The organism is Mucilaginibacter ginsenosidivorax, from assembly GCF_007971525.1.
Lineage (GTDB): Bacteria > Bacteroidota > Bacteroidia > Sphingobacteriales > Sphingobacteriaceae > Mucilaginibacter > Mucilaginibacter ginsenosidivorax.
The window spans coordinates 3,004,927-3,018,216 of record NZ_CP042437.1; the positions used below are offsets into that span (position 1 = coordinate 3,004,927).

General features: G+C 43.4%; 15 protein-coding genes and 1 riboswitch. Of the genes, 7 read left to right on the forward strand and 8 right to left on the reverse strand.

All coding sequences use genetic code 11. The features are described 5' to 3' along the window. The 7 genes from FSB76_RS12480 to FSB76_RS12510 are packed head-to-tail and all read right to left on the reverse strand — an operon-like array spanning window position 1 to window position 6,030. Window positions 1-1,284, reverse strand: coding sequence for an ABC transporter permease (locus tag FSB76_RS12480; RefSeq protein WP_147053896.1), 1,284 nt, complete (start codon window positions 1,282-1,284; stop codon window positions 1-3). Continuing rightward, window positions 1,284-2,039 (reverse strand): ABC transporter ATP-binding protein, encoded by a 756-nt coding sequence (locus FSB76_RS12485; RefSeq protein ID WP_147053897.1) that lies wholly within the window; start codon window positions 2,037-2,039, stop codon window positions 1,284-1,286. The genes FSB76_RS12480 and FSB76_RS12485 overlap by 1 nt, the downstream gene beginning before the upstream one ends. Next, entirely contained in the window at window positions 2,033-3,043 is a 1,011-nt protein-coding gene (locus FSB76_RS12490; RefSeq protein ID WP_147053898.1) for a BtrH N-terminal domain-containing protein, read from the reverse strand. The genes FSB76_RS12485 and FSB76_RS12490 overlap by 7 nt, the downstream gene beginning before the upstream one ends. Beyond that, window positions 3,033-3,440: a hypothetical protein gene (locus FSB76_RS12495; protein WP_147053899.1), complete on the reverse strand. Its 408-nt coding sequence runs from the start codon at window positions 3,438-3,440 to the stop codon at window positions 3,033-3,035. Before FSB76_RS12495 ends, FSB76_RS12490 begins: the two co-directional genes overlap by 11 nt. Window positions 3,441-3,459: 19 nt before the next feature. Beyond that, complete coding sequence (locus FSB76_RS12500; RefSeq protein WP_147053900.1) at window positions 3,460-4,608, reverse strand: beta-ketoacyl-ACP synthase III; 1,149 nt, start codon at window positions 4,606-4,608, stop codon at window positions 3,460-3,462. 7 nt (window positions 4,609-4,615) lie between these two features. After that, entirely contained in the window at window positions 4,616-5,518 is a 903-nt protein-coding gene (locus tag FSB76_RS12505) for a hypothetical protein (protein WP_147053901.1), read from the reverse strand. Beyond that, window positions 5,518-6,030, reverse strand: coding sequence for a hypothetical protein (locus tag FSB76_RS12510; RefSeq protein WP_147053902.1), 513 nt, complete (start codon window positions 6,028-6,030; stop codon window positions 5,518-5,520). Before FSB76_RS12510 ends, FSB76_RS12505 begins: the two co-directional genes overlap by 1 nt. Before the next feature lie 311 nt (window positions 6,031-6,341). Between FSB76_RS12510 and FSB76_RS12515 the strand changes: the two genes are divergently transcribed. From FSB76_RS12515 to FSB76_RS12540, 6 genes are all read left to right on the forward strand, one after another. Further along, window positions 6,342-7,157 carry an SDR family oxidoreductase gene (locus FSB76_RS12515; protein WP_147053903.1) on the forward strand — a complete coding sequence of 272 codons (816 nt, stop codon included), beginning with the start codon at window positions 6,342-6,344 and terminating at the stop codon, window positions 7,155-7,157. A 20-nt stretch (window positions 7,158-7,177) separates the two neighbouring features. Continuing rightward, window positions 7,178-7,636 (forward strand): 3-hydroxyacyl-ACP dehydratase FabZ family protein, encoded by a 459-nt coding sequence (locus FSB76_RS12520; protein ID WP_147053904.1) that lies wholly within the window; start codon window positions 7,178-7,180, stop codon window positions 7,634-7,636. After that, entirely contained in the window at window positions 7,633-8,934 is a 1,302-nt protein-coding gene (locus tag FSB76_RS12525) for a beta-ketoacyl-[acyl-carrier-protein] synthase family protein (protein WP_147053905.1), read from the forward strand. Before FSB76_RS12520 ends, FSB76_RS12525 begins: the two co-directional genes overlap by 4 nt. After that, window positions 8,909-9,166, forward strand: a complete 258-nt coding sequence (locus tag FSB76_RS12530) for an acyl carrier protein (protein ID WP_147053906.1) — start codon at window positions 8,909-8,911, stop codon at window positions 9,164-9,166. The genes FSB76_RS12525 and FSB76_RS12530 overlap by 26 nt, the downstream gene beginning before the upstream one ends. Next, entirely contained in the window at window positions 9,163-9,828 is a 666-nt protein-coding gene (locus FSB76_RS12535) for a 4'-phosphopantetheinyl transferase family protein (protein ID WP_147053907.1), read from the forward strand. Before FSB76_RS12530 ends, FSB76_RS12535 begins: the two co-directional genes overlap by 4 nt. A 154-nt stretch (window positions 9,829-9,982) precedes the next feature. After that, entirely contained in the window at window positions 9,983-10,849 is an 867-nt protein-coding gene (locus FSB76_RS12540; RefSeq protein ID WP_147053908.1) for an SGNH/GDSL hydrolase family protein, read from the forward strand. On the opposite strand, the gene FSB76_RS12545 is transcribed toward FSB76_RS12540, so the two are convergent. After that, window positions 10,838-11,317 (reverse strand): hypothetical protein, encoded by a 480-nt coding sequence (locus FSB76_RS12545; RefSeq protein WP_147060962.1) that lies wholly within the window; start codon window positions 11,315-11,317, stop codon window positions 10,838-10,840. The two genes, FSB76_RS12540 and FSB76_RS12545, sit on opposite strands and share 12 nt — an antisense overlap. Before the next feature lie 136 nt (window positions 11,318-11,453). Beyond that, a riboswitch (Fluoride riboswitch) is annotated at window positions 11,454-11,518 on the forward strand. A gap of 218 nt (window positions 11,519-11,736) precedes the next feature. Here FSB76_RS12545 and FSB76_RS12550 point away from each other — a divergent pair. Next, entirely contained in the window at window positions 11,737-13,110 is a 1,374-nt protein-coding gene (locus FSB76_RS12550; protein ID WP_147053909.1) for a voltage-gated chloride channel family protein, read from the forward strand. The last annotated feature ends 180 nt before the right edge of the window (window positions 13,111-13,290 follow it).

Here is a 13,290-nt window from a genome sequence, read left to right on the forward strand (position 1 = left end):
CTATATTAAATTCTTTCTTTTTAAACCAATAAACGTTAGCGCCTGGAATACAAATGTAATTCCAACCAACGGAATAATGCTGATAACAACATCCTTTAATCCCGCGCCCTCTAAAAATAAGCCATAATAGGCTTCAATACACCAATGTAATGGCGATAATGAACTAATTGTTTTTAGTGCTCCCGGCATGGCAAATGAAGGCACCATAAGGCCTCCAATAGCCGATAGTATTACTATGGATACCGCCCCAAAACCGTTTGCCTGCTCCTGCGTATGGGCAAACACGCCCACGCAAATAGCGTAGCTTACAGCGCAATAGCCAACGGCCACTGTTACCAATACCAAACCAAAAATATCTGCCGGTAAGTTTAACGCGGGCAAATTAATATACGGAAAAAACCATAATCCCAGCGAAAAAATTACCAGCGCCTGGAACAATGTAACGCACAGATAGGTGATCTGCTTGGATAACAGGCCTACAGCAAAATTGGTGGGCAATGTTTTTAACCGGATAAAACTGCCGCTCACCTTTTCCCGCACCACGCTGCCACTTAACGACATGATGATAAAAAACATGGCAAATATAGTCCATGCAGGCACGTTGTGCTGAGTGGCGTTTGGCGCGGTTATGCTGCCGCCCTTTGATACCGGCACCTGCTTTATTTCGGCCTTCCCGTTCAGCATTTCCTGTTCCAGCTTTTCGGGCATCTCCTTTTCATTTATGGCGAAGTAGAGTGTGCGCAGGGTTTCGCGGCTTTCTACAATTTGCAGAGCGCTGGTTAAAGCTCCGTTTACCGAAAAACGGATAGACTCGGGGATGGAAGGATTGTAATGTAATATTAGTGGCGTAGGGGCCGTTAGTTTTTCTTCTTTAGCCGAATCAGCCTGCAGGCCAAAGCTTTTTAGCGCTTTATTTGATGATGATTTGGCTTTTGCTTCAATCTTGGCCGAAAAATCGGGCGGAATGGTAATGGCCAGCATGGCATCGGCGCTGTGCATGGCATCGCCCATTTGCTGTTCGTTTAAATTTGATGCCGCCCGCACCACTTTAAACATGCCAATTTTGTTGATGGTGCTTGTGAGTTGTTTGCTCAGTTTACCAGCATCTTGATTACAAACCACTACCGTGAGTTTGTTTTTGTTCATCAGCTGAAAAGTGCTGTTTTGGATAAGCGTAACCACAATTACCAAAATAACCGGCATAATGAACATGAGCGATATGCCTACTTTGTCGCGCAGCAATATCCTTACATCTTTTACTATCGAGGCCCAAAGCTTAAACATTAGTTCCGGTAATCCTTTCCTGTTAAGTTTAAAAACAGTTCTTCCAGGTCCTGGTGACCGTACTCTTCCAGCAAGCTATCCAGTTTTCCTTCCCTAACAATCTCGCCTTTATCAACAAGTGCTATTTGCTCGCACAAGCCCTCGGCTTCGGCCAGCTGATGCGAGGTATATATCAGTGTAGTGCCTTGCTTATTCAGCTGCTTTAAATAATGGATGATGGCGTGACGGGTTTGCACATCCACACCAACAGTTGGCTCATCCAAAAACAATATCCTGGGGTTATGAATAACCCCTATGGCCAAATTAACCCTGCGCTTCATCCCTCCCGAAAAATTTTCAACGGCTTTATGGCTCACTTCCGTAAGGCCCAATATCTCCAGCAATTCTGCCGACCGCTGCGCAATTTGTTTACGGTTTAAGCCGTACCATGCCCCAAAAAATTCCAGGTTTTCTATCGGACTTAATTCTTGGTAAAAGGAAAAATCCTGCGGCACAAAGCCAAACAGCTTATTTACAGCCTTGCTTTTGGTGCCAATTTTATGCCCCAGCAGTTCAACCGTACCTTTATCTGCAACAAGCAAGCCGGTCATGAGGTTCATCAGCGTGGTTTTACCGGCTCCGTTCGGGCCAAACAACCCGAAGCGCTCACCTTCAGCAATCCTCAAATTCAGGCCGTCGTAAGTCACCCCCGAATTACCCGGATAATGAAAACAAAGGTTTTCGATATTTACGGCGAGGGATGTTTTGCTTACCATTTAATATTTTTCAGCAGTGTAAAAGCTTTCTTTTCTATTTCGGCAATTTCTAACAAATAGTTGCCCATTACATTAAAATCTTCCTGGCTGCCTATGCGGCCTTTGTAAATACCAGCGGCCTGCACTGCGGCTGTTCGCCACATGTCGCCCGCCTGCGTAAACATTTCTGATGCCTGTAACAATACCGGGTTTGGCAGGTAATCATTTGCCTGTTGTAAAAACGCGGCATAAATGTACCTGAACCCGCCGCCACCCGTACCAATTTCTTCCTGCATACGCACCAATTGCGCCAGGTACAATCCTGCAGTTTTAAGGCCCAGCTTATCGCGCCAGCCTTTAATTTTATTACCCGTATACCTTATCCCGTTTACACCAGCGAAAGGGCCGGGGATGGAGATCATGTTGAAAGCGTTTTTCTTAATTCCGCTTTTAATAGCACTCCTGATCTGGTCGTCGGTAATTTCCGTTTGATTGGCAGGATAGTATAATTGCCCTTTTGGCGCCAAAGCCCCTTTGGCAAAACGTACACGCTCCAACTCGTAGCTGGTTAAGGTGGTGGCATGTTCCATAATAGGATCGCTAATCAGGTAATTATCCCCTTCTTTACCAAAAACAATAAGGTTGTGGGCGTTAAAATGAAAACGGTATTCCTTAGGGAAATAGGATAGATAATAAACCCCTACCTGCGCGCCAACCGGCTGTCCCGCTTCAAGGCTTTCCATCAAAGCGGCCTCGGCCTTCTCTTTCGAGCCAAATTTTTTCTGTATCACCGGAATCCCCAGCGATTTGCAGGTACGGTTAAATATAAAGCCCGGCATAGAGCGGAAGGCAATTGCCGGCCCGTTATTTATTTTTATAAGCGGTACGTATACAAAAAACAGCCCGGCGCCAATACCAAAAGCCAGCGGCTCGGTTACTTTGCCGTTCGAGATCTTTTTTAATAAATTACTGGTAACCCCCGATTCGCAATGTGCAGCTTGTCCGTGTTCAAAATCAATCTTCATGCACATCCATACTTTTTAGCTCCTCAACCTTTACATTAAAGGCTTCGGCATATTTTTTTAAATCTTTTTCTGATAGTTTTTTAAACACACCGGGTTTCAGGTGGCGCTTTATCTGCCATTTCCAAAAACCAGTATAATCAGCTAAAATACCAAGGTCCATTAGCCGCAATTCCATAAAAAACAACAGCGGGCTGGCCTCATTATTTAAAACCCTTTGTTTAGCATTGGCAATGCGGCCATCAATTTCCTGCCAGGCCACATCAAGCGCGGTTATTTTTACATCCCATCCATCGCTTAACTGGGTTACATACTTCCCGTCGCTATCGGTAGCGTAGCAAACCTCTTTGGTAATTTTACCAAGCGAGCTTAAATCCTGGGGTACGTTTTCTTTTTTCATTGTAAACTGGCTTTTCCCGTTAAACAACAGTAAGCATAGCATACATATACGAAAATCTTGAACTTTCGGGCACCAAAAGCAATATTTTTTCGCCTACTTTTAGTTTACCGCTGTGAAACAACTCGTTTATCATTAAATAAACAGAGGCTGCACCAACGTTACCTACCGTGTAAAGGTTCATAAACCATTTTTCATACGGGATGCCGCCGCCGTAAATCTCCACCATATCATAAATTTTCGGCCTGAAAAAGTCGCTGGAGATATGGGGTAAAAAATGGTCGATATCTAAGGTAGTTAGCCCGCGTCGTTCAAAAATTTCTTTGATTTTGGCGCCACCCAACGGAACGATATTATCGCTCAGCAAACCAATATCCTGCTTAACGCTGAAAATGGATTTGTTCATCACCTCTTCTGGGGTAAAATCCATAAAGCCTTTCAGGCTGCCATCAGCCTGTTTTTCGGCGCCCATATACATACAGGCATCCATCTGGTTGGCGTATGATACTCCTTCAATCCACTCCACTCTTAAGCTTAAGCCGGTTTCGTTGGGTTTATCGGTCATCAAAAAGGCCGAAGCGCCATCGGATAACATCCAGCGTAAAAAATCTTTGTGGAAAGCTATGTATGGATTTTCGGTAAGCTCCTTTAATTTCTGCGCCTCCTCTTCAAATACGTCAGACACCAGCAGGCCCGAAAACCTTTCAGATCCGGTAGCCACCGCTTGTTTGGCATCGCCAGATTTGATGGCCATAAAAGCATATTTTAAAGCATGCATCCCGGCGCAGCAAACGCCCGCCGGCGATACCACCTCAATTGCACCAGCCTCGGGTAGCCAGCCATGCGTCATTACACCGTGGCTTGGCATCATCTGGTCTGGCGATGAAGTGCCGCATGATAAGATATCGGTATCCTCTATTTTAGCATCGGTATTTTTAAACAGCTCTTTAACGGCCAACGCTGTCATCTGGGCATTGGTATGTGTTGCTTTTTTATTTTTATCAAGCGCATAATACCGGGTAGTAATTGCATTATTACGTAGTACAATTTTTTTTGATTTGGAAGGCTTATTATCAATATAACCCAAATACTGCTCCATATCGTCGTTTGCAACGGGCTGGTTGGGTAAAAAAGCAGATGTGGCGTTTATATAAACCTGATTAAAAGACATGTATATTTTAATTTAGTTGTAAGTAAAAGTTCTTTTTCTCCTGTATCCTGTCGCCAAAAAATGGTCTTATTAAAATCATATCAACCGTTAGCGCTATAGGCGCAACAATAAACAGGGCAAAAAAAAGATAATATTTAAAAGCTGCAAGCCATGCTGCTTTATTTTTGCGTTTCGAAATAATTTTTGCCCAAACCGAAAATATAATTTTGGCCTTCCCTTCAATAAACATCAGCGGGTATTTAATGTTTACAGCGCCATCAAGCATTAGTTCGTACTGCAGGCTATCCCAATAGTCAACCATGTTAAGCCTGGCTGCTATAACCCGGCCAAATTTGGCAGTTTCCTTTATCTCCTGCTCATCAACACCTGGCTTGGGGAATATGTTCAGGTAACTTTCTTTTTTACCTGTAAGCATCCAGTAAAAAATGGTAACAAAGCTTATTGGATTAAGGTGCCTGTCAACCAGGGCAATATTGCCAACCAGCCTTCCACCGGCATCCTGTATAGATTTGCGCACCCGCACAAAGGCGTTTAGCCACATATTGCGGGCAGCACTAATGGTTACAACAGGCGTATCTTGTACAACTTTAATAAAATCGGGGTGGTTGAGTATTGAGTTTGATGGAATACTGGGCGACAAAAACCAGGGCTGATAACCCACAATAACCATATCGTATTTGGTTTCCTTTAATGTAAATGGCTCAATTTGGGCAGGCACTCCTAAAACACAATCGGGCATAACTGCAAAAAAGCTGGAACCTGTCCATGGGAAATTATAGCTGTTCACCATTTTTATCTCCACCTTTTCAACCGATGCACCCGTATCAATAATAGGTTGTGTTAACGAGTCGATGACATCGCGCATCTGTCCCGATTGGGTGTAGTAAATAGCTAATATCTTTTTACTCATTATTCAGCAGGTTTAAGGTCTTCGTTGTGCAAAACTTTTGAGGTTTTACTATAATCAACTATTGCCCGCTGTACAACAGGCGACAAGGTTTTAAAGTTTTTAATTACTATGCTTTTATCCTTTTCAATATCGGCACGATAATGCACAATTTTAGGGGCTTTTTCCTGGATAACCAAACGTAAAAAATGCAGATCGGTGTTATCAGGTTCGGCCAACAGGGCTGTTTCCAGCTTAATGCGGCCTGTTTTAAAAAAGCTCAGCTTATCTTTGGGCTTGCCGGCAAGGCTGGCTTTTTTCATTAATAAAGCGCCCTCATAGCCGCTTTTTGTTTCGGTTCCGGCATCAGCAAATGTGGCCAGTTCCTGGTTAATTTCATCAATATTATCGCTTGCCATTGCTTTATAAAAAGCAGCTTTTTCTAATTTTTGCGCATACAGGGTGGTATTACTGCCAGCTATAATTATCAGCACAAAACAAACGAAAGCAATGCGCTTTTCAATATAATTCTTCATAAAGCTTACCAAATGTAATAAATATTATGTGCCCCGCAAACAGCGTTTGCGCATTATCAATAAAGCATAAGCGCAACCGTTTTTGCTTCATTTAGTTTTATTTTTTTTAAATAACCTAAACCAAGATATCCTGATGTAGGATGTTTTTTACCGGCAATGGTTTAACTATGCCCAATTAATAGCGGTTGCACCATTAAAATTCGATTTTCTTTCGCTTACTTTGGGGTTTGAATTTTTTTCGGAAATTTAATAGCGAAATAATACACTATCTTTCATACCATAAACAATGAAATTAATTAACAGCAACTTACATGGATAAAACTAAACAGTTTGCTGGTTCATGGGCTGTAATTTTAGGAGGATCGGGCGGCTTCGGGTTTGGGGCTTTGCAAAAGCTTGCCGCGCATGGCATGAACGTAGCGGTTTTGTACCGTGAAACCTCCATTACCGAAAAACCACTCAAAATAAAACTTAGCCAGATTGCTGAAACAAACGGTATAACCATACTGCCGTTTAATATAAACGCGCTTGAACAAACCGGGCGCGATTTATTTTTAAAACAATTTACCGAAGTTGCTGTACATAAACATTGTGTTAAGTTATTACTGCATTCAATAGCCCGGGGCAATTTAAAACCGCTGGCTGCCGAATCGGGAAACGCCGACAGTACCACTGTTCTTTCAACTGATGATATACAGGCCACCAGCTATGCCATGGCTAATAGTTTGCTCGACTGGACAAGACTATTGTTAAGCGCAGGACTTTTTAACGCCGATGCGCGTATTATAGGCCTTACCAGCGATGGGGCGCATAAATATTGGGAAAGTTACGCAGCGGTATCTATTGCAAAGGCATCGTTAGAAAGCCTTGCAAAATACATGGCAGTTGAATTTAGCAACTTTGGGATAAAAACTAATTTAATACAGGCAGGGGTTACCGAAACGGCATCGTTAAAAAGAATACCGGGCAGCGATAAATTAATTGACCTGGCCACGGCAAACAATCCTATGGGCCGGTTAACAAAGCCTGCAGATGTTGCAAACGTAATATATATGCTTTGTACCGACGAAGCCTTCTGGATAAATGGTGCATTGATTCATGTTGACGGTGGCGAACATTGTTTGTAACTATATTGATTTTTAGAAACATGAATAACCATATACTTAATCATTTACCATACAAATCTACCTTCCGCTTTATTGATAACATTACATCATTAAATGAAAACGGGGTTACCGGCGATTTTACGCTGAAACAGGATGCCTTTTTTTATGAAGATCATTTTGAAGGAAACCCGGTTACGCCAGGCGTTATCATTACCGAAATTATGGCCCAGATAGGTTTGGTTGTGCTGGGTATATTTTTAATTATGAAAGAGCCCGGTAATGATTTTACCAGCGATACATCGCTTTACCCGGTACTTACCTCAACTGACGTTTCTTTTTATAAAATGGTTTTACCCGGCCAAAAGGTTACGGTTATTTCGCAAAAACAATATTTCCGTTTCGGCAAGTTGAAATGCGTAGTCGAGATGCTGAACAGCGAGAAGGAAATTGTTGCCAGGGGCACATTTGCAGGTATTATTAAACATATTGACTTAAAATGAGCAGGCGCGTTGTTGTTACAGGTATGGGCGTGGTATCGCCAAACGGCATCGGTATCAGCACGTTCCTTGATGCCATACAAAATGGCGTGTCGGGCATTAAATTTCAGCCGTTGTATGAGGAGTTGAAATTTAGCTGCCATGTTGCGGGCAAGCCCGATTTTGTACTGGAAGATCTTAAAACCAAAAACTACATATCTGAAGTGGTTTTTCACGGCCTTAAAGGCACCAATATTGGTTATGGCCTTATGGCTGCGCTTGACGCCTGGGCTGATGCCGGGCTGGAATATGATACCGACGAAACCCGTTGGGAAACCGGCTGTATTTTTGGCAACAGCGTATCTGATACCGAGGCCATGAAAAACGTAATTACCCGCGTTGACAACAAAGAAGCCAAAAAATTAGGCTCGCGTGTGGTGGAACAAGCCATGAACAGCGGGGTTACCTCCTATGTATCGGGTCGTTTAGGTCTTGGTAATAAAGTAATTACCAATTCGGCGGCTTGCGCTACCGGCACACAGGCTATTTTAATGGGCTACGAAACCATTAAAGATGGCTACGCCAAACGAATGTTAGTTGGCAGCAGCGAATATGTTGACACCTATGTATTTGGCTCGTTTGATTCTATGCGTGTGTTATCCCGTAAATATAATGATCAGCCCGAAAAGGCATCAAGGCCAATGAGTATAACAGCGGGTGGCTTTGTGCCGGGCTCTGGTTCGGCCGCTTTGGTTTTAGAAGACCTGGAATTTGCTTTGGCCAGGGGGGCAAAAATTTACGCCGAGGTATTAGGCGGTTCAACCAACAGCGGCGGCCAGCGGATGGGCGGCTCCATGACGGCGGCTAACCCGCAGGGCGTTATCAAATGCATTGAAGATTCAATAGCTAATTCAAAAATAAGCGCTAACGATATTGACCTGATTAGCGGCCACCTTACTGCAACCAATGCCGATATGCAGGAAATTCAAAACTGGTGCAAAGCGCTTGGCCGCGGCGGTGATGATTTTCCGCTGATGAATTCGCTTAAATCGATGATTGGCCATTGCCTGAGCGCGGCAGGATCTATCGAAGCTGTGGCATCAATATTGCAAATGGAACACGGGTTTGTTCATCCTAATATAAACCTGGACGATCCGAATCCCGAAATAGGCAACTACATCAATTTAAACCGTTTGCCTGTTTCGATAGTCAAAAAAGACATTAATATTGTTGCTAAAGCCAATTTTGGCTTCGGCGACGTTAATTCCTGCTTAATATTTTCTAAATTTAACCCTAATGACACGACAAGAGATTTTAATTGAACTAAAAAAAGTTTTATCGCCATATACCCTTGATAAAGAAGCCCTGGCCACAATAGATGAAAACACCGACCTTATTAAGGACTTGAAAATCAATTCGGCCAATCTTGTTGATATCATTATTGATGCAGAAACCAAATACAATATCGAGATAGACTACGATGCTGCGGATAAAATGGTTAATGTGGGTGGCTGTATTGATGTAATTGAAGAAAAGACCAACCAGCAAACATGATCATAAGTGCCGGTAATGATATTGTAGACCTCCAGGCTATCGACACTAAGCGAACAAGCGAACCAAGGTTTTACACCAAATTCATTACCGGCCCCGAAACTCAATTACACAGCCAGCCCCAATTGGCTGGTATGCCTATTGAGTGTTTTGTATGGCTTTTGTGGTCGGTTAAAGAGTCTGTTTATAAATTTGCACAAAGGCATAATCCCGATCTTGTTTTTTCCCCTTCGAAAATTGTTGTCGAACATATTGCCTCCACTTTAAGTATAGCCCGCACTACAAAAGGGCCAATTGAATTCCAAGGGTTTGATGATCAGTCTTGCTATAATAGCACCATTGCTTTTAACCAACATACATTTTATTCCCGATCGGTAATTACCAGCGGTTTTATTGTAACAGTTGTTAATAACAGCGATAATTTCGAAAAAATATACTGGGGTGTTAAGCCGATTGATAATAGCAATCCCGCATATCAATCAATAAAAGTACGGGAATTCATCTTAAAAAAACTCGGTACTTTTTTTGAGTCCGACCAGCTGAATATCATCAAATCGCCGTCCGGCTGCCCAATTTTGTGTGACGGATTGAACGAAATAACGGTGCCCGTTTCATTGGCTCATCATGGCCAATACGTGGCTTATGCTTTCCTCTTCGGCGGGTAACAGCGCCATCCTTATTCGCTGTACCAAAATTTTTCAAATAACTTCCTGGTGAACAAATTTTAATATGTAAAATTGTTTCAAATTACCGGATTCTTTTTTGCGAAAAGCCAACGTTTCCTGCCCGTTGCACGTAAAAACGACAACAATATCCAATATGAGCCTACGGAAAAAATTATTGCTGCTATTAGCTATCTTTTTTACGATAGCTGTTGGATATTACATGAACCGCCGGTATTATTTAGAGAAAAGGTATAGTTCGATACCCGAAAAGCGACACAAAAACGATGTATTAAGAATTGGAATAATAGGCGATAGCTGGGCAAGCGGCTACTCGCTGGATTCTATCCTGAGCGACGAATTTTTAAAGAGAGGCATCAAAACAGAGATCATTTCGTTTGGTGAGCCCGAGGCAAAAACTAAAGATATTTACGACAATCTGTATGCCGCACCGGGCAATCCCTATTCAAGTGCCGAAATTTTGCACCACAACCTTGATTATTGCTTAATACTGGCAGGCACAAGTGACGCTGCAGGAGAAATGGGCGCCAAATTTTACGCCTACTATTGTTCTTTGATAATTGGCGATTTACTTAAAGATCATATTGAGCCCGTTTTTGTAACCATGCCCGATTTTGGTTTTAAAGAAGTTACCGATAGCCTGGGGGTTTTAAAAAAGGTAAGGAACGAGGTAGCTTCGATAATGATTGACAACGGCAGCACCGGCAGCCTGGATGATTACCGCAAACAGGTAAACGAGGTTTTAAAAGACACGCACCTGCAGGATTCGACCATCGTAGTACCTTTTAGCCTGGTATGCGACAACTATCATACGCACAAAATATTATACCGCAACAACAGTCACCTGTCAACCGCCGGCAAGCAAAAAATGGGCCGGATAATAGTGCAGTATATTATAAACAGGATGCAAAAAAGAAATTCGGGCCCCAGGCCGAATATACCGGAAAGCCGCAATATTGCAAGCTCGACACCCTTAATGGCAACACCACGCTCAGGCGGATAATGCCTCTATCTTTTTGATATCGCGATAGCAGATGTATAGCGGTATAAATCCAAAAATGCCAAAACAACAATCGATGCACCGCCAGTAAACCGGGATGCCGCGTATAGGGCCTGCAATAAAAGCCAGCGGGAAAACCATAACACATGCTATCATTCCAAACTGAATTATCCAGATATTTTTCACCGGATTGTGCAGTGGGCCAATAAAAGCAGTGGCTATAACCAGGTGCCCAAATGCCAGCCAATCGGTTCCATAACTCAGGTAGGGATAGTTTTGATTGGTTGTTTTTACTGCCAGGTAAACCTGTGCTATCCAATGATGCATAAAATCCGGGGATATAGTTACATTGGCCAGGTAAGCCAGTTCTGTTTCAATTGGAAATGCGGTTATCCCGCTTAATACCAGACCTATAATAAATACAATAATCCAGGTTTTTACTTTTTTGCGCAGTTGAGGTTCGGTTTGCATAATGGGCATGAATTTATTTTTAAATAAAAGAAAATCACCAAGCGATTAATTAAACAAATAAAAAGTACTTTGATATACAAAGTTAGTTAAATTAATCTAAAATCTACCTCCGTTTTAAATGCTTTGTGATTATATTTGTTTCAAAGGAAATGGTGTCTTCCTACTCAACCGCCCTAAAAAGCTGATGGCGCCTGCTTTAATTAACCCGTGGAGTAATATTCCGCGCTAATTTTTTGCAGGTGAAAAAATTTCCGATCAAACCCATTTCAAAAACATACCATTGCCCGGCTCGGTCGGGATTCCCTTTCTGTTACTTATTAGCATATCAAACAGTAAGCACCAACACCGCTTTTATGGTGTTGATTTGCTGTATCGTTTACAATCCATCAATTTTAAAACTAAATTAGCGTCGCCATAAGATGAACGATAACATTTTTACGTCCGATTTTTTTTCGATAGTGAAAAACCTGCTCAGGTGGACACTGCTCATCATCCCTATTGCCATAGCTATAGGCAGCATGGTGGCCCTGTTTTTATGGCTGCTTAGCTGGGCTACGCACTTCAGGTTTGCCCACACCTACCTTTTATATTTACTGCCCCTTGCCGGGGTGGCTATCCATTTTATATACAAACTCGCGGGCAAACCGTCAGAAAAGGGGAACAACCTGATTATCGACGAGATCCATCAGCCCGATTGCGGCGTACCCAAACGGATGGCACCGGTGGTATTGCTTACCACGGTGATTACCCATTTATTTGGCGGATCGGCCGGGCGCGAGGGCACGGCGGTTCAAATTGGCGGCAGCATAGCGCAGGCCTTTGGCAAATGGTTTAAACTAAACCCTGCCGATACCCGCACTATACTTATTGCAGGCATAGCTGCGGGTTTTGGCGCTGTATTTGGCACCCCTGTTACCGGGGCCATATTTGCAATGGAAGTTTTAACCATTGGGCGCATACAGTACAATGCCCTGCTGCCCTGCCTGATGGCCAGCATAATCGGTGATGTTACCGTAGCCACCTGGGGCGTTCACCATACAGCTTATCATATTGATGTGTTTGCAAGCGTGCCGCATTGGTATGCAGCTTACACGGCCTTTGATTTTTTACTGCTTGGCAAAATCATTTTAGCGTCGGTAGCTTTCGGCCTGGCCAGTTACCTGTTTGCTTACCTGGTACACGGGTTAAAATCTTTTTTTGCAGCCATTGTACCAGAACCCTGGCTTACCCCAGTGCTTGGCGGCTTAATTATCATTGGGCTTACCGCTCTTTTGGGCAAGCCTGACTACCTGGGCCTTGGTATCGACGCTGAACATGCCGGGGCAATTACCATACCATCGGCATTTAATGCCGGCGGCGCCGATACCTGGAGCTGGCTTTGGAAAACCATTTATACCACCGTTACCCTCTCAAGCGGCTTTAAAGGCGGCGAGGTAACGCCATTGTTCTACATTGGGGCAACTTTGGGCAACACACTATCTGTTTTGATGGATGCCCCGGTCGGCCTTTTTGCCGCGCTTGGCTTTATTGCGGTATTTGCAGGTGCAACCAATACCCCGCTGGCCTGTACTTTTATGGGGATTGAGCTTTTTGGCAGCCAATATGCAGTGTTTTTTGCGGTGGCTTGTTTTACAGCCTATTTTTTTAGCGGGCACTCGGGCATTTACGGTTCGCAACGCATTGGTATTGCCAAAACACAAGGCCGCTATGCCGATGCCGCAACACTGGCCGAGGCAGATAAGCGCAGGAGGGGATACATGCGGCAGAAACTGGCAAAGTATAGGTTAAAATAAAAGACTATTATGCTGAGTGGTAAAATTTCGTGAAATTCTGAAGAGGGAATGACATCGTAAAAAGGACTGCCATGGTGAGCTTGGCGAATCACAGCGGGCAAGGGCCCTTCGACAGGCTCAGGGTGACGGGCACACGCACCCCGAAAAAATATGTCATGGGTATGAAAATCCCAGCCTTAC

Coding starts and splice junctions, on each gene's coding strand:
- FSB76_RS12480 (WP_147053896.1), bottom strand. CDS start 1,284: ATGTTTAAGCTTTGGGCCTCGATAGTAAAAGATGTAAGGATATTGCTG.
- FSB76_RS12485 (WP_147053897.1), bottom strand. CDS start 2,039: ATGGTAAGCAAAACATCCCTCGCCGTAAATATCGAAAACCTTTGTTTT.
- FSB76_RS12490 (WP_147053898.1), bottom strand. CDS start 3,043: ATGAAGATTGATTTTGAACACGGACAAGCTGCACATTGCGAATCGGGG.
- FSB76_RS12495 (WP_147053899.1), bottom strand. CDS start 3,440: ATGAAAAAAGAAAACGTACCCCAGGATTTAAGCTCGCTTGGTAAAATT.
- FSB76_RS12500 (WP_147053900.1), bottom strand. CDS start 4,608: ATGTCTTTTAATCAGGTTTATATAAACGCCACATCTGCTTTTTTACCC.
- FSB76_RS12505 (WP_147053901.1), bottom strand. CDS start 5,518: ATGAGTAAAAAGATATTAGCTATTTACTACACCCAATCGGGACAGATG.
- FSB76_RS12510 (WP_147053902.1), bottom strand. CDS start 6,030: ATGAAGAATTATATTGAAAAGCGCATTGCTTTCGTTTGTTTTGTGCTG.
- FSB76_RS12515 (WP_147053903.1), top strand. CDS start 6,342: ATGGATAAAACTAAACAGTTTGCTGGTTCATGGGCTGTAATTTTAGGA.
- FSB76_RS12520 (WP_147053904.1), top strand. CDS start 7,178: ATGAATAACCATATACTTAATCATTTACCATACAAATCTACCTTCCGC.
- FSB76_RS12525 (WP_147053905.1), top strand. CDS start 7,633: ATGAGCAGGCGCGTTGTTGTTACAGGTATGGGCGTGGTATCGCCAAAC.
- FSB76_RS12530 (WP_147053906.1), top strand. CDS start 8,909: ATGACACGACAAGAGATTTTAATTGAACTAAAAAAAGTTTTATCGCCA.
- FSB76_RS12535 (WP_147053907.1), top strand. CDS start 9,163: ATGATCATAAGTGCCGGTAATGATATTGTAGACCTCCAGGCTATCGAC.
- FSB76_RS12540 (WP_147053908.1), top strand. CDS start 9,983: ATGAGCCTACGGAAAAAATTATTGCTGCTATTAGCTATCTTTTTTACG.
- FSB76_RS12545 (WP_147060962.1), bottom strand. CDS start 11,317: ATGCAAACCGAACCTCAACTGCGCAAAAAAGTAAAAACCTGGATTATT.
- FSB76_RS12550 (WP_147053909.1), top strand. CDS start 11,737: ATGAACGATAACATTTTTACGTCCGATTTTTTTTCGATAGTGAAAAAC.